Origin of the sequence: Alistipes sp. CHKCI003 (assembly GCF_900021155.1) — a bacterium.
GTDB lineage: Bacteria > Bacteroidota > Bacteroidia > Bacteroidales > Rikenellaceae > Alistipes > Alistipes excrementavium.
Map to the genome: position 1 here is coordinate 1 of NZ_FCNT01000006.1, position 22,160 is coordinate 22,160.

Genomic DNA, 22,160 nt, shown 5'->3' on the forward strand with positions numbered 1-22,160 from the left:
GGACGAATTAATACCTCTTACGCATAGCGTGCGAGTGGTTAACGCCATTATCGACTGTCTGGATGTAGACGATATTCTTCATACTTATCGCGGAGGCGGTAACAGCTGTTTCCATCCTCGTCAGATGCTCAAGATTCTGGTTTATGCCTACCTGAACAACATCTATTCGTCGCGCCGCATAGCACAACAACTCTCTGAGAACATCCACTACATGTGGCTTTCAGGCGGTGCGAAGCCCGATTTTCGGACGATCAACTATTTTCGAGGCAAACGCCTGAAGGGTATCTTCGATGATTTGTTCCGTCAAGTCGTGGAGTTGCTTCACAAGGAGGGCTTCGTATCGCTCGAAGTACAATATATCGATGGTACGAAGCTCGAATCGGCTGCGAACAAATACGGTTTCGTATGGCGGGGCTCTGTGGAAAAGTATGACAAACGTCTGCGGGAAAAGACCGATGCCGTATTGCGGGAGATAGAGCAGGTTATCTGCGAGGAGAACCGCGAGCCGGATACGGAGCAGACGCTTTCGAGCGAAGAGTTTGCATCCCGCGTGGAGCGTATCAAGGAGCGGATGGATACGGAAAATCTCTCCAAAGAGCAACGCCGAGCCGTCAGAGACGTGGAGCGCAAGTCTCTACCCAAGATGAAAGAGTATGAGCGCCATATCGCCCTCATGGGCGAGCGTAATTCATACGCCAAGAGCGATCCGGATGCCACGTTTATGCGCATGAAAGAGGATGCCATGCTCAACGGGCAACTAAAACCCGGATACAACGTGCAGATCGCTACCGAGAATCAATTCATCACAAACTACGGGATCTTTCAGAGACCTACGGATACGGGTACGCTCATCGATTTTCTCGAATCTTTTCATAAGAAATACGGTCTGCAAAGCCGCGAGATCGTCGCCGATGCCGGATACGGAAGCCTGCAGAACTACGAGTACATGTTTTCTAACGGAATGATTCCTTACGTCAAGTACAATTATTTCCATAAGGAGCTGACACGGGAGTTTCGCAACAATCCCTTCTTACAACACAATCTCAGATACGATCCCCGAAACGACGAATATACATGCCCGGCCCAAAGAAAACTTGTGCATATATCCATACAAAAGCTCAAAACCGATTTGGGATATGAAACAATATCCAGACTATATCAGGCGACGGACTGCACCGAGTGTCCATTACGCAAAGAGTGCCACAATGCCGAAGGGAACAGAATCATAAGGGTGAATTACCGACTGAACGAATATAAGAAAAAAGTCCGTGAACTGCTGACATCTCAACGGGGAATCTATCACCGATCCATCAGACCCATAGAACCCGAAGCTGTGTTCGGACAGATAAAAGCCAATCATATATTCCGGAGATTCCACCTCAGGTCATTACAGAAAGTAAACGTCGAATTCGGCCTCGTAGCACTCGCACACAACTTACGAAAGCTAATAACATTAAAAGGTGATTTATTAGATGGATATGCTCATTGTGAACATAAACGCACATCGAAGGAACGCATTTTATCGCTTAACCAAAATCTCATGGCTGCGGCATGAACTCTGAAAAAACCCAAAGGGGGCTGACTAACATTTTATTGTTAGACAGCCCCTTTTTTGATTTTGTTTCGAAATGCGATCGTATCGGTCCCGAATTTGCTTGCGTCGGTTTGTTTCAAATACCAAATTATAGTTTTGCCATGGAAAGAATCAGGATTTTCGGATGGAGCCGGTTGCTGACGGCCGGTCTTTTTGCATGTATGTCGTTCGTTTTGGGTTGCAGCAGGGACGATTCCGGATCGGCCGACGATCGGTCGGAAGCGAATGCCTCTATGACCGTTACGCTGCGCGGCGAAACGGCCGGCTCGCGCGCCGTGGCTCCCACGACCGATCCGGAACTGACGGCCCTCGAAGAGGCCGAGAATGCGCTGAAAAATGTTACGGTTTTCGTGTTCAACAACAACGGGACGCTCGATAAGAAGCATCAGTTCTCGACGACCGGCCTGACGGAGACCATCACGGGACTGCTGGCCGGTCCGAAAAAGGTGGTCGTGCTGGCCAATGTACCGTCGGGCGTCGTGTTCCCCGACGGAATCGGTTACGACTGGTTCGCCGATGCGGCGAACGTCATCGAACTCGGCACGCAGGAGGTCGCTACGAACGGACTCTTCATGAGCGGCGAGGGGACCGTAACGCTCGTTGCCGACCAGACGGCTGCGGCGACCGTTTCGATTAGCCGGCTGGTGGCGAAGGTCAAGCTCGGCACCGTGAAGATAGAACCCGACGCAGGGCACGATGCGTCGAAATTCGTGCTCGACAAGGTGATGATCATGAAGGCGCGGGGTTCGGCCACGATGGGCATTCCGACCGTGGCCTATACGCCGGATCTGTTTTACGGCGGCATGGCCGGGACGAAGAGTACGGCCAAGGATTATCTGACCGAGGACATCGCTGCGGACGACTATGCGAACCGCTACTTCTATGTGCTTCCCAGCGACGACGACGATAAGAATACCACGCTGCTCACGCTCGCCGGAACCTATGACGGCGAACCGGTTTACTACCCCTTCCGAATCAACGACAAGATCGGAACCGACGGACAGACCAGCGACGGTACGTATATCAAGCGGAATACGGGCTATGTGATCAACGTAACCCTGAAGAGACTCGGCAGCGGCAGCAGCGATCCCGAAGTGCCGGCAGATCCCGCATCGCTCACCGTTACGGTGGAACCGCAGGCGTGGGAAACCGATCTGATCCAGAATGTAGAGTGGTAGGACCCGAAAGCGTTGTCGCCGATCGGATCGGACGGATAAAAATGCGGAACGGTGAATGTGTTGCGTCATAGATGTCTGCATCTGGGGGCAGGCGGCTGCATTTGGTCGATGCTGCTCTTGGGGGGATGTATCGCCGAGGATCGGAGCGACTGCCCGCCGCAACCCGAAGGGAATGCCGTGCTGCTCCGCGTAGCCGATGCGCAAAGCGGGGAAGATCTTACCGCAGACGGGGCGGTGCGTCATGCCGAGCTGTTCCTGTTCGGACCGGACGGGGCCTATGTCGGGCGGTATGCTGCGGACGAGGTGCAGATCGCAGGACGTATTCCTGTACCGGTTGCGGCGGGCGATCTCGCCGGATACCGGATTTCGGTTTGGGGGAATGCGGGGACGGAACAGCAGTTCGACGAGTCGTTCGCCTTCATCGGGGACGAGGCGATTGCGCTCCCGGTGGGAAACGACGGTTTCCGCGTAGCTTCGGATGATCTGTTCTTCGGGATCGGGCGGTTCGGATCGCCTGCGGAGCAGCCCCTCGAAGTTACGCTCCTGCGCAAGAATGCCCGTCTGCGGATCACTGTGCGGGGATTGGACACACGGGTTCCTGCGGAAAACTACTATTTTACGGTAAAAGAGGCCGCAGACGGATACGACTTTCTGGGCATGCCTTCGGGAAACCCGGCCTTGTTGCGGTGTGCGGGTGCTTACGATGCGCACGGCGATTTCGTTTCGGCCGATCCATTCGACCTGATCCATACGGAAGGCTCCGCTGAGGGAGCCGTAACGGTGAGCCTCTACCGGAAAGAACCGGTGCGGACGGACGACCGGCTGGTCGTTGCGGTTACGACGGACGACGACGGCGCTCCGCTCGAACTGCCCTCGGGGCGGACGACGCACCTGCTGATCGATCTGCGCGGAACGCAAACCGAGATTCGTGTGGAAGTTACACGATGGGGCGAAATGTATCAATGGGATGCTTGGTGATAATACGTACGATGACCTATGGGAAACAAAATTCGGACATATGCGGGGCGGATGAGCCGCCGAGCGGCGGCTCTCGTGCTGTCGTGTCTCTTTTTCGCAGGGGCCTGCACCCGCGATGCCGGGGCCGACGCACCCGCCGTGCAGGACGAACGCGCGCTCGTGCGACTGACGGTGCTCGCCTCCGGTCCGGCGCAGCCCGGGACGAGAGCTGCGGATGCCGAGAGTGGAATATCGGAGGTCGCCGTCCTCGTTTTCGAGCAGACGGACGGGGCCTATGTCTACCGGTACAGGGCCGAAGGCGAGCGGCTCGGAACGGCCGGAGGAAACGCGACGCAGTTTCAGGCGAAGTTGATCCGTTCGGACAAACCGATGAAGCTGATGCTGGCGGCCAACTACGGCGATGCTTTCGCGGCATATGCGCCTGCGGCGGGAAGCGGCGAAGCGGAGGTCCGGGAGGGATTGTGCCGCAGTTATTCCGGCATGACGGCCGGTCTGCCCATGTATGGCGAGATCGTCCTGCCGGACGGATTGAATGCCTCTGCCGATAACGACTTCACGGTGCGGATGCTGCGCGGTGTGGCGCGTGCGGATGTGGTCAAGGAGCTCGCTGCCGATTCGGCGCCGTTCCGGTTCGGGGCGCTTTACATTTATCGCGCCAACGACCGTATACGGATGATCCCCGACGATATGGGAGACCCGTCCGCACCCAAGGTCGCGGCTCCATCGGTTCCCTCGTCGGCCGCGCCGTTGGCCGCACCTCTGAAAACACTCCCTGCGGACGGAGCCGACCCCGCTTCCTTCGAGCCGGTGTATCTTCCCGAGGCGCTGAGCATCGCCGATCCCGTGCAGCAGTTGACCGCGGCTACCTGCCTCGTCGTGGGCGGTTATTACCGGGATGCGACCGAACTGTCGTATTACCGCATCGACTTCGATTCGGGAGCGGCCGGTCATCCGTTCGGACAGGTTCTCCGGAATTACAAGTACGTGTTCCGCATCATCAAAGTTACGGGTGCGGGGTGGCCCGATCCGGAGTCGGCGGCCACCTCCGAATCGACGGGTATCGTAGCCGAAGTCGAGCCGTGGGCCGATTTCACGACCGAGATGTATTTCGAGGGAGAGAATTATCTGGGCGTCTCTTCGCGGAAAAGCGTGGTAGGATATGCTGCGGGCAGTCGGGATACGCTGAACGTGCAGGCTACGCTGCCCTATACGATTCAGTGGCTCGATGCGTCGGGCACGCCTTCGGGCAGTGCTGTGTCCGGCGTGGGTGCCACCGTGTCGAAAGGCAGCAGCTTCACTGCGTCGATCGTGCGGAAAACGAACGATCCGGTGGATGTAACGCATCTGGTGTTTACCGCTTTGCAAAAGAATACGGCGGCTGCGGATCTTTCGGCGACGCTCCGCATCACGGGCGGGAGCTGGTCTTTCGACGTGCGGGTCGTGCAGGAGGGGGTGGGCAAATATGCCGGACGTTTCATCCGCGTTCTGTCGGTCGCGGCGCTCGGCGACCTCGGTGCGACGGTGCCGACCACGGCCCAAGGAAGGGCGCTGCGGTATATATTGGAGAATCCGGCCAATTTCTCGCCGGAGGGAAAGGTCCCGATCGGCGGATTCGCTTTCGTGCGGACCTCCGCATCGGAGATGCAGGCGACGGGTACGGGAGGTACGGCGGACAAGGGGACGTTCCGCGGCGTGAAGGGGCTCATCAACGCGCAGGATGTCGTGTATCTTTCGTATAATACGTCCATTTCGACGGAACTGGCCCAAGTCGTGCTCGCATGGCTCGAAGGAAGCACGCATCGGGTGCTGATCGTAGGGACCGACACCGGCGGCACGAATGCGAATCTGCTGACGCTGCTGAAGGCGAAGGGGGAGGGCAGCTGGTCCTACGACATCACTGCCATTGCGAACATGTTCAAACGTGCGGCGCCGACGGCCGGCAGCGATCCTTTCTTCGACGGCCCGTTCGGCGCAGTGGCGGCGAACGCCACCATCGCGCGTGCGGACGGTTATGCGGGCTATTGTTCCGATTATCCGGCTTCGGTGGTGCCTTTGGTCGTCGGCGATAAGACGGGGTATGACAGGTATATGGTCGTCGGGGTCAATACAGCCAGACGGATCGTCTATCTGGGCGACGCCAATCTGAATGAAGTCGGACGGCTCAGCACGCAGGCCAATACGGACGGCACGGTGTCCAGCGATTTCGACCGCCTGACGGCTAATCTTTGGGCGTGGATCGCGGAGCAGGTCGTCAGAAACGGTTGATACCCTTCGGTGCAAATTTCGATGCCATGGAAAAAAAGAGACTACTCGGGATTCTCGGTGCGGCATGCCTCTGTGTCGCACAGGTCTGTTTCGCTGCCGGACAGCAGCGGCCGGAACCGTTCGACCTCTGCCGTCCCGTGCTTGCCGTGAAGACCAACGCCCTCTATTGGGCGACGACGACCTGCAACCTCGCGCTGGAGATCGGGCTCGGACGCCGGACGACGCTCGATCTCGCGGGTACCTACAACCCGTGGACGTTTGCCGACAACCGGAAGCTGCGCAACTGGTCCGTACAGCCCGAGTTGCGGATCTGGACCTGCGAACGTTTCGGCGGATCTTTTTTCGGGTTTCATGCCCATTATGCCGCCTACAATGCGGGCGGAATCGGAGCGCTCGGAATGGGCGACCGGCGCTATCAGGGCTGTCTCTACGGCGCGGGTGTCTCCTATGGATTTCTGTGGCTGATCGGAAAACGCTGGAATCTGGAGCTGACGCTCGGGGTTGGGTATGCCCGTTTGGAATACGACCGTTACGTCCGGCAGAAATGCGGCAGATTCCTCGGGAAAGGGCACGAGAACTACTTCGGTCCCACGAAGGTCGGGATCTCTTTCGGTTTTGTGATTAAATAATCGTATGCCATGAAAACGAGCCTGTTGTGCGGCATGTTCGCCGCCGGAATGCTGCTCTTCGGGGCGGTCTCGGCCGTCGGGCAGCCGCTCGCCGGACGTCCGGCGGTAACGGTCGAGTCCGACACGCTGCTGCTGCGAAACGGACGGATGTACATGCGGATGACCTATCGCATTCGTGCAGCGGGAATCGGCGTCGAGGAGGGATTGCTGTTGACACCGGTGCTTCATGCCGGCGGCCGCGAATGCCGGTTCGCTCCGCTTTTGGTGAACGGACGCAGGCGTGCGCGGCGTTATGCCCGCTCGCTGGCGACGGACCCGCAGCACACCGGCATCGGAGCGGGTGCGGTGGTTACGGCCGGAAGAGCCGGAACGATCGCAGTGGCATGTGCCGCGGACGTGCCTTTCGAGGAGTGGATGCGCAGCCCGGAGTTGCAGCTGGAAGGGATCGTGTGCGGGTGTGCGGATCGAATCCGGCATATCGCACCCGTGTCTTTGCCGGCGGAGCGGACTGAAATCTATCGTTCCCGGTATCGTTTGGCCAGTCCGCCTTCCGCGGTCTCGCGGTAGAGGCTCGGCAGATCGTGTCCCGTTTCGCGCATCACTTCGACTACTTTGTCGTAACTGACCATATGTGCGCCGTCGGAGAGCGTGGCATAGATATTCGCGTCGAGCGCACGGGCTGCGGCTATGGCGTTGCGTTCGATGCAGGGTACCTGCACCAATCCGCAAACCGGATCGCAGGTGAGCCCCAGATGGTGTTCGAGGGCCATTTCCGCGGCATATTCGATCTGAGAGGGTGTGCCGCCGTAAAGCTGGCAGGCGGCAGCGGCACCCATGGCGCAAGCGACGCCTACTTCGCCCTGACAACCCACTTCCGCACCGGATATGGAGGAGTTGGTCTTGGCGACGTTGCCGAAGAGGCCGGCGGTGGCGAGGGCGCGGAGAATGCGCACCCGCAGAAAGTCGCGCGTGGTGGAGAGGTGGTAGAGCACGGCGGGCATCACGCCGCTCGATCCGCAGGTCGGCGCCGTAACGACCGTACCGCCCGCGGCGTTTTCTTCGGACGTGGCCAGCGCATAGGCATAGATGCGTGCGCGCGAGCGGAGCGAATCCGTGTAGCTTTGCGACTTGACCATGTATGTGCTGGCCTTGCGGGCGACCTTCAGACCGCCCGGAAGTACTCCGTCGTTGTTCAGCCCCCGATGGATGGTTTCGCACATCGTGATCCAGACCGTGTCGAGGTAATCCCAGATTTCGGGCCCTTCGCAGTCGTTGACATATTCCCAGTAGGTCTTGCCTTCGCGGTAGCACCAGTCCTTGATTTCGGCGATGGTATTCAGATGGTAGATTTCGGCGGGCTTTTCGACGCCCTTGCGTTCGTCCGCAAGAGTCCCGCCGCCGACGCTGTAGACGGTCCATTTGTCGATCACCTCTCCTTTTTTCAACCCTTCGAAAAGCATGCCGTTCGGATGGAAGGGCAGGACGATTTCGGGATGCCAGACGATCTCGGTCGGAGCGATCGGTTCCAGTACGGAGAGGATGGCCGAGTCGGTGAGGTGGCCTTTGCCGGTCGCTGCAAGCGAGCCGTAAAGCGTAACGCGGTAGGCGTCGGGCAGCGTGGGACGTGCGGCAAACTGCTCGGCAGCCCGTTTGGGGCCCATCGTGTGGCTGCTCGAAGGTCCGCAGCCGATTTTGTATAGCTCCTTGAGCGATTCCATGATTCGATTCGGGGTTCGGGCGCAGACCGTACCGTGCAGTGTGGAACAACCGATTGCGGGATATGTCCGGACGGCACCTGTCCTTGCGATATTTTATACGCAGCAAAGATAAGGATAAAAACTGAGAGTTGGAGCGGATCGGAGCAAGAAGGTTGTGAACAGGGGGGAGGAACAAACCGTGAGGGCAAAGCCAGACTGAAGCCATCGAAAAGCCGACTGAAACCGAAGTTATGTTACTATCCCGTTGCTCTGTTCCGAAAGGCAAAGACGGTTTTGGGAAGGTTTCAAAGCGCTGAACTACAAGCTCTATTCGCCTTGTTCCGCTTGCAAATATAGCCGGATTTCCGAAATTCGGGCAGAGGGAAGCGAAAGACAGTGCAAGGCGAGAGCCGAGCCGAGTTTATTCGGCCTCTGCCGAGGCGCAGTCTGTCTAAACCGAGTTCGCTCGGTAAAAAAAGTCTTATCTCGGGTGTTATTGCGTTGATTCGATGCTGTTTACGCATCGAAGAACACTGTTCGATGCGCTGGCAGACCTGTTGTACCGAACAGTCGAAGTATTTTGTCGTGCCGTCGCAGCCATCATGGATTTTGCCACCTCGCAATACAAATCCGTATTTTCGTCATCCGAAGCGGCAGACATCAAGGAGCTCATGCGTTCATACGGCGGCGTGGATCCCGAACAATAAAAATCTATCGGGAAATGGCTTGTTAGTTACGCAGAAAGTCTGAACCCGCTTGAATCTATCGAACTGACCCACACACCTACAATGAGGTGGATGATATTGCCCGAGGGGTGTATGACTGGGAAATTGATGGTGCACAACCAAGGATTGCAGAGATAAACCCACTCGCTGCAATCCTTGTCTGTCGGGCAAAGAACGCAAATCTGTTTCCTTAAAACGAAAAGGGTTTTACCAGATATTCTCATGTATTCTGCTTTCTATGTTGATTTCTTTCTGTTTAGGTAGAAAGGCGTCCTCTGCCGGATAACCGATGGTGAGCAGGCAGGTCATTTCATAGTCTTCGGGAGCATGAAGGATCGTTTTTATCTTGTCCGCTTCATCGCTTACAGGAATATGGAATACAGCCCCAAGCCCCTCATCGGTAGCAGCAAGGAGCATATTTTCCAATGCGCACCATGCCGAGGCAAAATAGTTGAGCGAACTTTGCTCCGCAGGTTTGAGCAGAGGCCAAGTCAGTTGGCGGAAAAACGGAATGATAAGCAGCCCACTTTCCATAAGCATTTTCTGTTGTTTGGGCAATGCGTCGGCAAACATCGCCATCTTGTCTTTGTCATCCGACTCGTCCACTTCGGCAACGAGTTTCTTGAATGCCTCCATGTTCTTGGCGAGAGGGGCGATTACATTGGCAATGTTCTCACGCCCACGCACTACGACAAATTCAAGTTGGCGTAAATGGTCGTTGGTCGGCGCCTTGAATGCGGCACTGATTATTCTGTTCAGAATCTCGTCATTCACTTCACGGTTGGAGAAGTCACGGTACGTACGGCGTTTCTCCAATACTTCGTACAATTCCATATCAATACGCTTTAATTTAAGAAGTTATTATTCTTTTCGGTTGCAAAGTTACGTCATGTTTTTGTTTGTTATTTGTGTTATTGTATCCTATATTTGTCGTAAATTTGTATTTAGCAAATTCAATCCCTGATTTTATGGAAGACATTGCCATACCATACGAACTGCCGGAGATGGAGAACCATTCGTTCTTTTTCATTAACCAACGGGTGGAACCAGACCTCGAAGCCAAATTGCACCGCCACGATGCATGGGAACTGTATTATGTAGTCTACGGGCATGGCAACCGTATGGCAGGTGATACCTTACAACCATTTACCGCAGGAGATGTGGCTTTAATTCCGCCATCTATGCTTCATCGTTGGAAGTATGCCGCCGACAATGTGGACAAAGATGGGTGTGTCTGCTATCTGATGGTGGCTTTCAAACATTCGTTAGTGAAACGGTGTATGGAGGTATTTCCCGAATTAAGGAACAGGCTGTCCGGATTGGTGTTCCCAACCGATGCGCTGAATTTCGGGGCGGAAAGTTCACGCACCATACGGCATTTGCTCTCGAAAATGAATGACATGGACGAACTGGGACGTTTGAGTACAATGCTTCGCCTGCTGCCGGTCGTATTCACCTCTTCAGACCATACGTTTGCCGGAAAACCGATGCGGATAGAACGGAATGTGCGGCGGATGCAGCAAATCTGCGCATACGTGATGAAACATTATGTCCATTCCATCTCTTTGGACGATATTGCGATGGAAGTGGGTATGAACCGTTCTGCATTCTGTTCCTATTTCAAGAAATGTAAAGGGATGACTTTTTCCCAGTTCGTTGTCCAATACCGCTTGAACACGGCTTGTGAGTTATTGAAGCACTCGCAGAAGTCCGTATCCGAAATATGTTACCTTGTTGGGTTTAACGATTTGCCGTATTTTATCCGAGTTTTCACAAAATCAATAGGGATGTCGCCATCCAAATATAGAAGACAATATACACAGTAAGATATTATATTAAAACTTGCCACATGAGGGGAAATTATAGACAAATAAAAAAAGTTAAGCATTTAATCACTAAGTGCTTGTTCTTTTTTTGTGCCCAGCCTCAGTTCAAAAAACAATTTAATAAATTAAGGGAAGGGTTACGACAGTCTGCAGAAGATCCAAGAAAAACAGGGGATTCAAATTGTAATTGTTCGATTGCTCGAAATTAACACAGATAAGAGGATAAAAAAAGCAGCCATTTAATAGACTGCTTATTTTGTTTTCCAAACTGCAGAAATCAAATATTCATATAAATGACTCCTGCTATTACGTTTCCTAATAATTATAGAATTTGCTTCAGAATAGCCCAATTTAGAAAGCATTTCCTTGATAATCTCATTTGTATCGACGTAATTTCCATAAAAAGATGAGTTCCCAAGTATGTAGTTCAAATCGGCTCCTTCTTTCAAGTGCTGTCTTAGATTCGATAAATGATGATACATATCATCAAAGAACTTTAAAACATATTGCGACATGGTAAAACCGTTTTTATTATCAGCCTCGTTTATACGTTTACAAGTTTCAATCAATGATTGAGGCAGACAATCAATAGTTTGCTCCCATGTATTTAATTTACTTGTTGCGCTGCCCCAAGTCCCGCCTATTGCTTTCCAGTCTAACTCACCTGCCTCTTCTCCCGTTTCAAGGAATTTTAGCCAATACATATACGGGCGCAATTATCTAATATAACTAATTCTATTAGAATAAGGAGGAGATGTAATTACTTTATCATACATCCCTTCTTCCTTTAAGAACCTCGAATCGCTTAAATATATCGTAACTTGCCCAACCAGTTCCTCTTTTGTCGAATCGAATATCTTACGTAGTAATGCTAAATAATTGTTCTTCAACTCTGTTGCTTCATAGAGAGACGTATCTTCCTTGAATGACACGGAAATATGACTAAAGTCAGTAGTTGACGAATCAATATTAAAATTTCGGACGATACAAGGTACATTCTCGTAACGGTTCCAAAAATATTTCGACGTAATTATTTGTCATATCTTACCTTCTTATTAGTTATTATATTTGCACCTGTGGATCCTTGTCTTTATTCAGCGGATATTGGCAATTATTATCGACAACTCGCAGCGCGCTGTACTCAAAATGTTTGAGTACGTAACTTGATACAAAGCTATATATTTTTTTGTTTGCATCCCCATTAGAGTTAATTAGGTTTACGAGAGGGAAAAGCTATCTTACAATAGACAGCCACTCAATGTTGATATTGGGTATAAAAAAAGTGTAAATCTCATAACTTTGTGATTTACACCCTTTATTGCGGAGAGAAGGGTTACGGAATTGCAATCTGCTATTATTTGATTATTAGCAATTTGCATGAGTAATTTACGGGCGAGGTCACACATCGGTGACAACGGAGATGACTACTCTCCGTCACAGGTGTAGTCATCGTCCTCTATAAATCCTTCATTTAAGGCTTCTTTAGGGGTGTATTGCTCCGCTATTTTTCCCGTTGTAACTCGCTCTGTCCGTGTGCATACTTGTAGTGGTTACGACTTACTTGGCTATACCGATCTGGTTGTCAAAGAACAAATACTTCGCCTGCTAAGTTCAGAACTTAATTTGGATAATGCAAGTGAATGTTAAATTCTCTGCTTGATTATAGAATCGCTAGTCATTCGGTCTACAATTTTTATGAGATATGAGAATGATTGAGCTCGCGTAGGCTCAAGTTCTCCTGCATCGTATAAGTTTCGAGTCTCTTCATACCATGCGAACTCTTTCGAACTATGAAATGGCAAGCGATCTTTGTCTGTGATGTATTTTACAAAACGTTCAAATCGATCTTCCCAGCTAATACGTCCTTTCTTAAACTTAAATTGTCCATAGTTAGTGTCGATTCGCTCGAGTTCTGCGAGGTCTTCATCAGATAGATTGCCCTTTCTTTGATTCGCTTTAGCAACAATATAAAAGCGACTTAAACGAACTTCCTCTTCGTCAACTCCGGATGAATATGGGAAGCGGCCTTTCTCTTTAATAAAATCTTCAAGAATGTTTATGCTATCCTTGAAAGAACGACGACAGTTTTTTCGTTTTTCTTGTTGCTCGTATTCTTCTCCGAAAGGATAATCGCTAAACCCAATGTATATAGTATCTCCTTTGTAGTATAGACAGAATCGGTTGCTCGCCTCTGCTAATAGATTTGTTTTGACACTACTTTCTTTGACTTCATCGCGGAATTGCGCAACGTATTCGCAAATGTCAGTAAGAGGTGCAATGGGTTGGAATAAACTATTGAGATACTCAGCTACTAGGTCTCGAATCGTGCCACCTCGTTTTTCAGTTGAATCCCATTCGGTGAGTGCATAAGTGCTAGTACGGCTGACTGCAATGATATTACTATTTCGAAGAGCATTAGGGCCAATCTTGGACGGCACTTGATCAAGGTCTGGGTAACGCTGGTTTAATTGCGTACAAATTTCTTCGGCCGTCATTGGTCGATTGAACTCACGTAAAATATCCTCAATAAGATTCGGGATCGTCTTTCTGGCATTTGCTGGGATGACGATTTGGCTATTGATTATATAGTTGGGATACCCCTTTAGTAGAATCTGACGGCATTCTTTAACTATGGCGTAAAAATCTTCGTTGGCAATATCCTGGTTAAGTAAATTCTTTACAAAAAAATCAAGGTCATCGCGATACGGATAAAACCGTTTTTCTTGAATCATATCGTCTATGGCATCCCGAAATTTATCAAAGTTAAAAATGTCGTGAAGAGATTTCGGAACAAGATACAAGAAATGTGAAGCTGAATCTAAATCTAAAGGCTTCAATAATGCATCACGACTATTGCCAATTAAGGATAGAGTAGAATTTGTGATTGAGATACAGATTGAGATGTATTCATTGCTGAAGTTTACATTCTCTTCCGCTCTAATCTTCTTAAAATCGTAATCGGATTGAATTTGATATGAGAAACCATCCAACAAGTCTGCATTCACTGCAATCTGAGGATAGTTGAGAAGATCTTTCAGACATGCATCGCGGATTTGCCGCACTCTTTCGCGAGAGAGGTCTAGTGAAAGAGCAACATCCGATAAATCTTCAATAGGATTATTGAAAATAAGGTTTATAGTCCTACGTGCAATTGTCTGCGTTCGGTTTTCAACCTTTGAGAAAAGACATGCAATAAAAGTAAAGAGTGGGAAGTGGCCAATTCTGTCATTGGTCATCACAATCTGATCAAGGTCATCATCCGAAAGTTCAAACTTGTGTGATATGAGTTTGCGTATGAGCGATAGTTTATGTTTATTAGTGCCTTGAGAATTATTTGATTGATCAAGGAGAAACCTGTTAATATCCGCAAGCTGGGTTTTTAGATAATCAAACAGAGCTTGTGATCGTTCAATTCCCAATCCAGGGACTTTAATTCTATGTTGAGGCAACCCAATTACTCGGAGATATAAGATTACGATAGACCCTTCACATCCCTTCAACAGCTTCTGATATGCATGAAAAGTTTGAATGTCGTAATTACTTATTAGATGCTCGAGTCGCAGGGTAAGTAGCTCAGCGATGTCGCTATTTTCAAATAGAATTCTTGTTTCATGACAAGCTACAATTCTGCGCATCATGTCGCATAGTTCGTCAAACCGCTTTGCTGCTTTCTCTTTTATTCCAAGTAAACTGCACGCTAATGCGCCATCCAAATTGAGAATTTCCTGATAGAATGCAAGTTCAGATGCATATCTTGAACGAAGCTCATTAAGCAAGAATGCAGGTGTAGGAAATTCGATGGATATAATTTTCTCGTATACGTAGTTAAGGTATGGTAGAATCCCGGAATCAGAAGGATCAATACCAATCTTTTTTGTCTGAGCGTCCTCGATTCTTTCCATATCCATTTCTATTTAGTACGAATATCCGGCATTGGTTGAGAGAAGGAACTCTCGTTGTCAATATTTGCGCACTGTTGGCGAACCTGATCACGACGATGAATGGCTGGCTGGAGACAATATTGATTGAACTCCTCCTTGTTTAAGTCATTTACGTTGGTGATGTGTGGGAACAACAATTTACAATAAGCAGTAGCGATTCGTTTGACTGCATTCAAGTGGCGCGTATCTGCTCTTGAGGGGATTTCTATAGCATTATTAACAAGCTCGGCATATTCAGGTGATACGCGAAGCTTATGCATTACCTCGGAGAAGAATTCTACGTTGATAGTCCAATCGCGCAGAATCATATCATTGTTCATTCGAGGCAACAGCCAACCTTCGATGAATCCGTGAAAACGATCGAGAAGTGCGGATTCCCGGAATACGCTTGGGAGTTCATCAAAGTATCGATTGTTACGCGGAAAGCCTTCAGAGGTGAGCTCTATGTTGCCTAGAAGCATAAGTCCGCATTCCGACATGAATTCATAATCATCCACGGACGCCTTGCCGTATTCTAGGTAACCTTTAAGAATCGCTCGCATCTCCATTGGATCTGTAAAGGTTATACTTTGAATCTCGTCAAATGCGACCAAGTCGTGATCATGCATAATGCCTGGTGTACGACGAGACTTGTCAAAGAAAAGTTTTGCACGAGACACCGCTCCTCCGCTAACTAGCCAAGAGTATTTACTGAGGTTGCCAAATACATATGACTTACCTGTCCCCTTAGGAGCCAATTCCACCATATTAAGGCGAGGCTCAATAAAAGGAAGAAGACGGGTGATGAATTCCAACTTCTGTGTGAGGCTCCTGAAGGATGCGGGATTGTATTCCATTGCAGAAATGATAACATCAATCCATTCTTCAGTCGTGAACTCCGCTCTAAATTTACGATAAAGGTTGAGGTCTAACTTTTGAAGAGGCTTAAAAGGCTTGAAGTCAACCATCTCAATATGCCCAGGATTGCTTTCGTCAGGCGGAAGGTATACCACCTTTAAGAGTCCCCACTTTTCTCCGTCAATTAAATCGGTCGGATACCTTTCTACCAAATATAATGGAATGAGGGTCTCCTTTGGCTTTATTCCCATGTCAGGGATTTGAAACTGCACCTTGTTGGCAAGGAGATTAGTGTTGACGATAAAACGTGTAAGCAAAGTAAGAGTCTCTCCATTACGAAGACGAGCTTTCACCGCATTATTATTGTTTGGAATATGCTCGTCCAAGTACCGGGCTAATTCTTGTTTGCGAAGTGTTCCATCGGGCGTGGCGTATTGAGAAATGAGAAAATCCTTCACAAAAGAAGGTAGATTCCTTCCCAGAAAAACGTCATAGTTCTGAGGATTCTTCAGAATCGCAGCAGAGCCGAATACAGTTCGAATTTTATTACCTAGTTCACTCATCGTTAAAAGTCTAAAAAGTCATTTCCGCCGAAGCCCGTGCCATTAACTTGTACTTCTACCGTAAAGGAGGTTCCTCCTGGAATGGTAAATTCGGCTTTGTATACACCTTCTTTCACCCCATCAACTTGGGCCGACCACATACGGCCGTTGCGATTCATAGAATATTTATTATTGCCAATATGAAGCGTTACACTAGCCGGTTGAGGCATTACCGCAATGGTAATCACTGGTTCGGACACCTCTACCTCTTTGGTAATGAGCTCATATTTGTAGTTGATTAAATTTTGTGCCTTATTAGTAATGATGATATATGGAACAAGAACTTCTTCTGGAGTACAACCACCATGAACTTCATGGACTGGTTTTCGCCCCAAAGAGGAATGGGTAAGTGCTACTTTATATCGCTCACCATCGTTCTCATTTACATGGACTATATAGTCTGCGTCCTCATATATTTTACCATTGGTATTGACCTTAATGTAGCGTCCGTCATGTTCTACCTTAGCGTCATACTTCTTGGACTCTGCGAGACACGAAAGGCAACTTAATCCATGGTCTGAAACAATAGCAATAGTGTGTTCCCCGTGAGTATTGCTATCAACAATCTTTCGCAATATTGAGAATAATTCTCTAAGTTCTTTAACTAGCGAAATGTTCTTTTTGTAACCTTTGCTATCGTGTGCTATAGCGTCCAGTTCGCTAAATTTAGAAACCGCATCAAACCGATTCTGTGCCGTTGCGGAAGGTATAGTGCAACGAGTTATTTCTGAATACGCAACGCGATATCCGCATCCTTTTTCCTTAAAGAAAGAGAGCAGATAGGGCATGAATTCAGCCCCAAGAGCATCTATCCAATAGATTTTGTCAGGGCGCATATCTGTGACCCCTGCGTGCTTATGTAATAAATCATGCGTCTCATTAAAGGAATAATACCATCCATAGAATGAGTCACTATTGTGATTTTTGGTTTTGATATATGAGGCAACACTCTCAGTTATTACATTGTGAAGTTTAGCATCACGATACGCTTCTAGGTAATCAAGATGCCAGTTGTCTTTTTTCTTTTCTGATGGCTTGAGATTAGAGAGGTACATCCCTAAGTCCGGATATTTTTTTGCAGCATCCTCGAGCTTCAAGCCTGTCTGGTCGCTATCTGCATACCATGCCAACAAAAGGACTTTTTCAAAATCGAAAACTCCTGTTGTGAGGGTAATTGCTAACTGAACATCATTTTGTGCAATTTCTGAGATGCAGGTTTTGAGGTAATCTTTAGTTGCCTCATTGATAAACTCATTAAATATGATGGCGGAGTCTTTTATTAAAATCTCTCGCTCTTTTGCATATTTCTTCTGAGTTGTAGAGTCATAGACATAGAAAATCCGTTCGGCAACTTTCGCGTGGAGTTCGCAATAATCGTCGTATGCAGAAAGTTCCTCGACGCATATCTTAAGATATGGAAATTCCTCGGAGGATGCGGATGTCAAAAAATAATTTTTCAAGAGCCAACGATCGTAGGGCGTTGTGTCTGCTTGTCCCCAACGATAAAACAAGTCTCGCGGTGAAACCAGCAAAGCTCCTAAATGGTTCGAAATGAATGTAGAGAGATTGAATACGGCAGGATCACTTTTAATGATGTCAGCCAGTAACAAAGACCAATATTTCTCTTCTGTCTCATTATAAATGAATGGGATGCTAACACCTAAGAACGATACTATGTACTCATAGGAGTTCTTGATGTATTCAAAGGTGAAAATATTGTCAGGGTCGGAGAACTTTTCCTTCCGATTGATTGGCCCTGATGAACATATAATCTGTTCTTGAGGAGCGTGGGTTTTCCAAAACCGTAACCAATCGTATAGGGTATTGAGGCATTTGATGTTTTCGTGTCCAGCGAATGCGTCGGTCTCGTTTTTGATGGTTGTCAAGAAAACCTTTGTTTTGTGCTCTTCAGTCAAATACGCCCAAACTGGCGCACTTTCTTCAATACGCGCAAATCCATTAAGAAAATTGTTGAAACGGTTCTGTAGCCCAATTAATGGGATGTAAATTCGCTTCTGAGGGCGATCAATGTCTTCGGTTAACATGATCTCATTAAAGAAGCCCCGGAAATTGGTGTCTGAGTAAAAACGGACTAATTCAGAGAATGGTGTAACAACGGAGGTTACCGTACATGCCTTTATGGTACGACTGAGTTCATCAGTAGTAATCCAACGTTCATGGCTATCCTTAATTAGTTCCTCTAAGTCGAGAGGTTGTACTCCCAAACAGGCCAAATCCTGTGCTAGCTGATGCCAAACATTAAAATTGTTGAGCATAATAAAACGGACAGGATAACGGCAACAGATCGGGTCACCGTTATTCATGTCACGCTGGATTTCCTCTAGCAGGGCTTCGTAGGAATCGAAGCGGATTATTTTCTCAGAAGCATCCATATACTATGAAAGATATTTCGAGATGAATTCAGCCACCTCTGGATTCGCATCAATAATGTCCAAAACAACCTTCTGCCACAACACGCCAGGCATATTTGTTTCCTTGACTAGATTCTTGGCCTTCTTAACCGTATCGGGATTCGCTGTAGGTGTTGCGGGTGTGGGAGGTACAGAAGGCACTATGTCATTCTTGGGCGACACTGATGGCGTATCGCCCTGCTTGTTAGGCTCGGCAGGTTGATCCGGTTGCGGAATAGGCTGAACGGGATTTAACTCATCTCTTTTTGTGTTATAGAATGCATATACGCATTCTCGCACGTCAGATTCCTTACGGAAAGCGACCTCGGATTGGAGATGTGAGATTTCTTCAATCAGTTCATTCCACCACTCTTTCTGTATCTTGACAGTCTTCATTGAGTTAATGAAGTTCACGAACCCATTTTCATAGTTGTTGGGGTTGGAAACGAGTTGTGCAATATCCACCTTTTCGCTATTAATTAAGCGATACAGATTCTTAATCTTTGTGATATCCGGATTCTGATCCGCTTCAAGTACTTCAATGAGAAGCTTAATAATGGCAGATCTAGTTTCATTGATATTTTCACAATAGGTAAGCACCCAAAGTGGATATTTGGACTTTTGCTTGCAGAATTCATTGATGCCCCAGTGGACATTGCTGAGGCTTTTACCTTCAGGTATGTCCTTAATCAACTGAAGCTGGAATACTTCGAAAAGCAACTGGGTTAATTCACTTTCCTCCTTAGAGCCAAAGCGTAGCATTAATTTATTGTTTGCCTCCGAGTGGCCGTCGTTCCACATCTTGAACATCTCTACAATCATGTCCGTTAACTTCTCGTCGGATATGGGTTGAGAGATAGTGGTGACGAACAGGTCTGCTTTATGTTTGCGTAATGCATAGGCAAAAGCAACCCAGTTTGCTCGAGATGGAAAGAATCCGAAAGGTGGACGTATCAGCGGAGCGAAAATCTCAGAGAGTGAGAATTTATCCACATACTTCTTTTTCGCTCCTTCTATGCATTTATCGACCTCTTCGCATACTTGCGCAATCCAAGTTCCATTCGTAAAAGCTGCAGGGGTAAGTCGGCAGTCTTCATCGATGAGATGGTTGTCGTTTTCCTCAAAGATGTGTTTTGCAGGGCCATCAGCTCCGGTGAATTTAGTGAGTTTATCGCGTGTGGGCGATTGTAGCATCTGCAACACTAGCGCAGGGAAATTCTTATTTACTAGGAATGTGTCAGTCACACCAGACCGAAATGCCTTAATGGCCTCCAATCCTTTAGGGAATACCCTGTGGCTAAATTTTCTGTTGATAAGCGTATGAATATTACCAATAATGCCTTCTCGCGTTTGCTCTCCATTAAAATACAAGGAGAACGATCCATTTACAAGCCGGGTACTCCATTTGCTTATCAATTGTTCGGCTGCGAGTTCACTCTCTTTCTCTATAGACTCCTGGTAATGGCTCTTGGCTACGTTGCGATTCGCAATGAGGTCAATGAATTTGGTTCGGGATTCATTGGTTAAGACCTCGTCTGGTATAATGTGAATGGTGTTTGGAAACTCTACAGAGAAATCTTTTATACGACTCTCAAACGCACGACGTTCTTCTTCCAAGACACCAAGATAAATGGCGATATGAAGTGTGTTGGGTTTCTCAGATGTGTACTTGCTTAACTTTGCACGGACGACTGATTCAGAGTCTGAGCATGCGAATATTTGAGGGTCGCATTTGCGAATTAAGTATGTGCCGACCGCGAAGAATTTGGTGATGTTTGATTTGGCCGCACTGTCGTAGTTCAAAAAGTCATTTGCAGATTTGAACTGTGCCGTTACTTTTTCTTTTTCTTTTGCAATTTCAGCCGGATTTAGCGAGCTAACAGATATCTTGAACTCTCCGAATACATCGCGGGCAATAATCTGATTAGTATCCAGGAAACGCAGAATATCATCCATCTTCGGCTCTAAGCGATCTTCGGCAAATAGGCCGCGAATACTCTTCTCGTTAGGGGAGATACGGGCGATAATATCAGTGCTTTTGGATGCAAACTGAGTAGAAAGAGTATTCAAAAGAAGAATTCCTTTGTATACGCGTACATAATCGTCTCCTTCAGCCTGAACTCGATGAATATGGTTGCGATAATTGGAAGTGAATGCACCACAAAGCGGGTTTGCCGCAAAACTATCAAAGAAGAAATCCCAAAGCCATTCTGCCGTGAGAAGACCTCGTAATTCGAATATGGATTCATCAGTGATAAATTTGCGGAAGCCCTTCTTGTCGTCGTTCATAAAGTTAACGACGGATCGATTGGCCGAGCCTACATAGTCCGAGAGTTTGGAACACAAAAATGCACTGTAAGGATGCATAGGGAACAGTTCCATGATACTCTTACGCTCATCCTCAACACCGCCTTCGCAAAGATAGTCGATCAGTTCATTCAGTCTGTCTGTGTGATTGTATCTGAGTGAGCAGTAGCCATCCTCATTGCTAAGATCGAATGTATGTCGCATCACTTTATATGTGGACACTTCATCCATCGTATAGCGAATGGTGTAGAAACGATCATTCATGGTTTTCACATCGTCCCGTTTGCTACCGGTGGATATCTGATCCTCTACACGATGTGAAATTAAAAAGAGGAAAAGATTGCAACTTTGCGATTTCTCGGCAATGTTCTGAAGAACGTTGATACGGTCGCTACCAATCGCTTCCATGATGGAGGTAAACTCATCCCAGAAGATAATCAGACCATCTGCTATACCAACTTCTTCAATAGCGTGCTCTACCTCAGCGAGCCATTCGCTGACATTCTTGGTGGTTAATGGAACGCCTACGGTTTTGTAGAGGGCCTCCTCAAGTTCCATGTAAGCCTGGATATTGTTAGTCTTGAGGAGAGCGATTACATCTTCAGGAGTGGGCGCAATGTCCTTTAGATCTTCATGTTTGTCAATGGCGTCCTGTGTATATTGTTTATGCTCTTCCACATATTGTATTGCACTCTCAAAGTCGGATTTGACAGTGATCCCAGAGTGCCCTGCAGCAATAAGAGCTTCTTTTACTTGACGTTGTAAAGAGAGCGAGAAGCGCGGAAGATCATATGCACCTTCAACACCTTTGATGGCGACAGAGAAAAGCTTCTTATTCTTGCGGAAATTATCCACCAGATTGCGCAAACTAGTATCTTCTATTTTGTTGAAATAGAAGTTTATGTCTTCGTATTTATCGCACAAAAGATGCCTTACCACAGAGCTGGCATGAGACTTACCAGTTCCGAATGTTCCTTGTACCCAAATGCTTTTGCGCTTAAATTTATCAGATGAGGCTACTGCCGTCATCGTTTGCTGGAGCAAGTCGCAGAATTGGTTTGTGGGGATGAAAGAAGCCCATAAGCGGTTGCTAGACTCTGCCGTTATGTCGTAGACCGGCAGATAGTTTAGCATTTTGATATAGTCGGAGTAGCTTGCCATAATATCTCG

The 22,160-nt window shown here is 48.2% G+C and carries 15 protein-coding genes; 8 read left to right on the forward strand and 7 right to left on the reverse strand.

What is annotated here, in order from left to right; all coding sequences use genetic code 11:
• From BN3659_RS00380 to BN3659_RS00405, 6 genes are all read left to right on the forward strand, one after another.
• Positions 1-1,555: IS1182 family transposase (locus BN3659_RS00380; RefSeq protein ID WP_091533665.1), on the forward strand; the 1,555-nt coding region annotated here is incomplete at its 5' end.
• A gap of 140 nt (positions 1,556-1,695) precedes the next feature.
• Entirely contained in the window at positions 1,696-2,772 is a 1,077-nt protein-coding gene (locus BN3659_RS00385; RefSeq protein WP_224757891.1) for a fimbrial protein, read from the forward strand.
• Between the two features lie 57 nt (positions 2,773-2,829).
• On the forward strand, positions 2,830-3,750 hold the full coding sequence (locus BN3659_RS00390) for a FimB/Mfa2 family fimbrial subunit (protein WP_141682429.1): 921 nt from the start codon (positions 2,830-2,832) through the stop codon (positions 3,748-3,750).
• Positions 3,751-3,768: 18 nt separating this feature from the next.
• Positions 3,769-6,015 carry a hypothetical protein gene (locus BN3659_RS00395; RefSeq protein WP_224757890.1) on the forward strand — a complete coding sequence of 749 codons (2,247 nt, stop codon included), beginning with the start codon at positions 3,769-3,771 and terminating at the stop codon, positions 6,013-6,015.
• A gap of 26 nt (positions 6,016-6,041) precedes the next feature.
• Positions 6,042-6,644 (forward strand): DUF3575 domain-containing protein, encoded by a 603-nt coding sequence (locus BN3659_RS00400; RefSeq protein ID WP_091533669.1) that lies wholly within the window; start codon positions 6,042-6,044, stop codon positions 6,642-6,644.
• 9 nt (positions 6,645-6,653) lie between these two features.
• A complete protein-coding gene (locus BN3659_RS00405) occupies positions 6,654-7,211 on the forward strand; it encodes a DUF3868 domain-containing protein (RefSeq protein ID WP_141682430.1) in 558 nt (185 codons plus the stop codon).
• Here BN3659_RS00405 and BN3659_RS00410 read toward each other — a convergent pair.
• On the reverse strand, positions 7,160-8,362 hold the full coding sequence (locus BN3659_RS00410) for an L-serine ammonia-lyase, iron-sulfur-dependent, subunit alpha (protein ID WP_091533673.1): 1,203 nt from the start codon (positions 8,360-8,362) through the stop codon (positions 7,160-7,162). The genes BN3659_RS00405 and BN3659_RS00410 overlap by 52 nt on opposite strands.
• A 488-nt stretch (positions 8,363-8,850) precedes the next feature.
• Here BN3659_RS00410 and BN3659_RS12695 point away from each other — a divergent pair, with 488 nt between their 5' ends.
• A complete protein-coding gene (locus tag BN3659_RS12695) occupies positions 8,851-9,048 on the forward strand; it encodes a hypothetical protein (protein ID WP_141682431.1) in 198 nt (65 codons plus the stop codon).
• A gap of 225 nt (positions 9,049-9,273) precedes the next feature.
• Here the strand turns inward: BN3659_RS12695 and BN3659_RS00415 are convergent, their stop codons facing one another.
• Positions 9,274-9,900 (reverse strand): nitroreductase family protein, encoded by a 627-nt coding sequence (locus tag BN3659_RS00415; RefSeq protein ID WP_091533675.1) that lies wholly within the window; start codon positions 9,898-9,900, stop codon positions 9,274-9,276.
• A 134-nt stretch (positions 9,901-10,034) separates the two neighbouring features.
• Between BN3659_RS00415 and BN3659_RS00420 the strand changes: the two genes are divergently transcribed.
• Positions 10,035-10,892, forward strand: coding sequence for an AraC family transcriptional regulator (locus BN3659_RS00420; protein WP_091533677.1), 858 nt, complete (start codon positions 10,035-10,037; stop codon positions 10,890-10,892).
• Between the two features lie 251 nt (positions 10,893-11,143).
• Here the strand turns inward: BN3659_RS00420 and BN3659_RS12700 are convergent, their stop codons facing one another.
• The 5 genes from BN3659_RS12700 to BN3659_RS00440 all read right to left on the reverse strand — a co-directional run bounded on the left by BN3659_RS12700 (position 11,144) and on the right by BN3659_RS00440 (position 22,151).
• Positions 11,144-11,596 carry a hypothetical protein gene (locus BN3659_RS12700; RefSeq protein ID WP_141682432.1) on the reverse strand — a complete coding sequence of 151 codons (453 nt, stop codon included), beginning with the start codon at positions 11,594-11,596 and terminating at the stop codon, positions 11,144-11,146.
• A 939-nt stretch (positions 11,597-12,535) separates the two neighbouring features.
• Positions 12,536-14,794 (reverse strand): hypothetical protein, encoded by a 2,259-nt coding sequence (locus BN3659_RS00425; RefSeq protein ID WP_141682433.1) that lies wholly within the window; start codon positions 14,792-14,794, stop codon positions 12,536-12,538.
• Positions 14,795-14,802: 8 nt separating this feature from the next.
• Entirely contained in the window at positions 14,803-16,233 is a 1,431-nt protein-coding gene (gene brxL / locus BN3659_RS00430; protein WP_091533681.1) for a BREX system Lon protease-like protein BrxL, read from the reverse strand.
• 2 nt (positions 16,234-16,235) lie between these two features.
• On the reverse strand, positions 16,236-18,665 hold the full coding sequence (gene pglZ, locus BN3659_RS00435; protein ID WP_091533682.1) for a BREX-4 system phosphatase PglZ: 2,430 nt from the start codon (positions 18,663-18,665) through the stop codon (positions 16,236-16,238).
• A 3-nt stretch (positions 18,666-18,668) separates the two neighbouring features.
• Positions 18,669-22,151: a hypothetical protein gene (locus BN3659_RS00440; RefSeq protein ID WP_091533684.1), complete on the reverse strand. Its 3,483-nt coding sequence runs from the start codon at positions 22,149-22,151 to the stop codon at positions 18,669-18,671.
• Positions 22,152-22,160 lie beyond the last annotated feature (9 nt).

Excerpts from the sequence above, each read along its gene's own strand:
- BN3659_RS00385 (WP_224757891.1), top strand. The coding sequence starts at position 1,696 with ATGGAAAGAATCAGGATTTTCGGATGGAGCCGGTTGCTGACGGCCGGT.
- BN3659_RS00405 (WP_141682430.1), top strand. The coding sequence starts at position 6,654 with ATGAAAACGAGCCTGTTGTGCGGCATGTTCGCCGCCGGAATGCTGCTC.
- BN3659_RS00420 (WP_091533677.1), top strand. The coding sequence starts at position 10,035 with ATGGAAGACATTGCCATACCATACGAACTGCCGGAGATGGAGAACCAT.
- BN3659_RS00415 (WP_091533675.1), bottom strand. The coding sequence starts at position 9,900 with ATGGAATTGTACGAAGTATTGGAGAAACGCCGTACGTACCGTGACTTC.
- BN3659_RS00395 (WP_224757890.1), top strand. The coding sequence starts at position 3,769 with ATGGGAAACAAAATTCGGACATATGCGGGGCGGATGAGCCGCCGAGCG.
- pglZ (WP_091533682.1), bottom strand. The coding sequence starts at position 18,665 with ATGGATGCTTCTGAGAAAATAATCCGCTTCGATTCCTACGAAGCCCTG.
- brxL (WP_091533681.1), bottom strand. The coding sequence starts at position 16,233 with ATGAGTGAACTAGGTAATAAAATTCGAACTGTATTCGGCTCTGCTGCG.
- BN3659_RS12700 (WP_141682432.1), bottom strand. The coding sequence starts at position 11,596 with ATGTATTGGCTAAAATTCCTTGAAACGGGAGAAGAGGCAGGTGAGTTA.
- BN3659_RS00410 (WP_091533673.1), bottom strand. The coding sequence starts at position 8,362 with ATGGAATCGCTCAAGGAGCTATACAAAATCGGCTGCGGACCTTCGAGC.
- BN3659_RS00425 (WP_141682433.1), bottom strand. The coding sequence starts at position 14,794 with ATGGAAAGAATCGAGGACGCTCAGACAAAAAAGATTGGTATTGATCCT.
- BN3659_RS00400 (WP_091533669.1), top strand. The coding sequence starts at position 6,042 with ATGGAAAAAAAGAGACTACTCGGGATTCTCGGTGCGGCATGCCTCTGT.
- BN3659_RS00440 (WP_091533684.1), bottom strand. The coding sequence starts at position 22,151 with ATGGCAAGCTACTCCGACTATATCAAAATGCTAAACTATCTGCCGGTC.
- BN3659_RS12695 (WP_141682431.1), top strand. The coding sequence starts at position 8,851 with ATGCTGTTTACGCATCGAAGAACACTGTTCGATGCGCTGGCAGACCTG.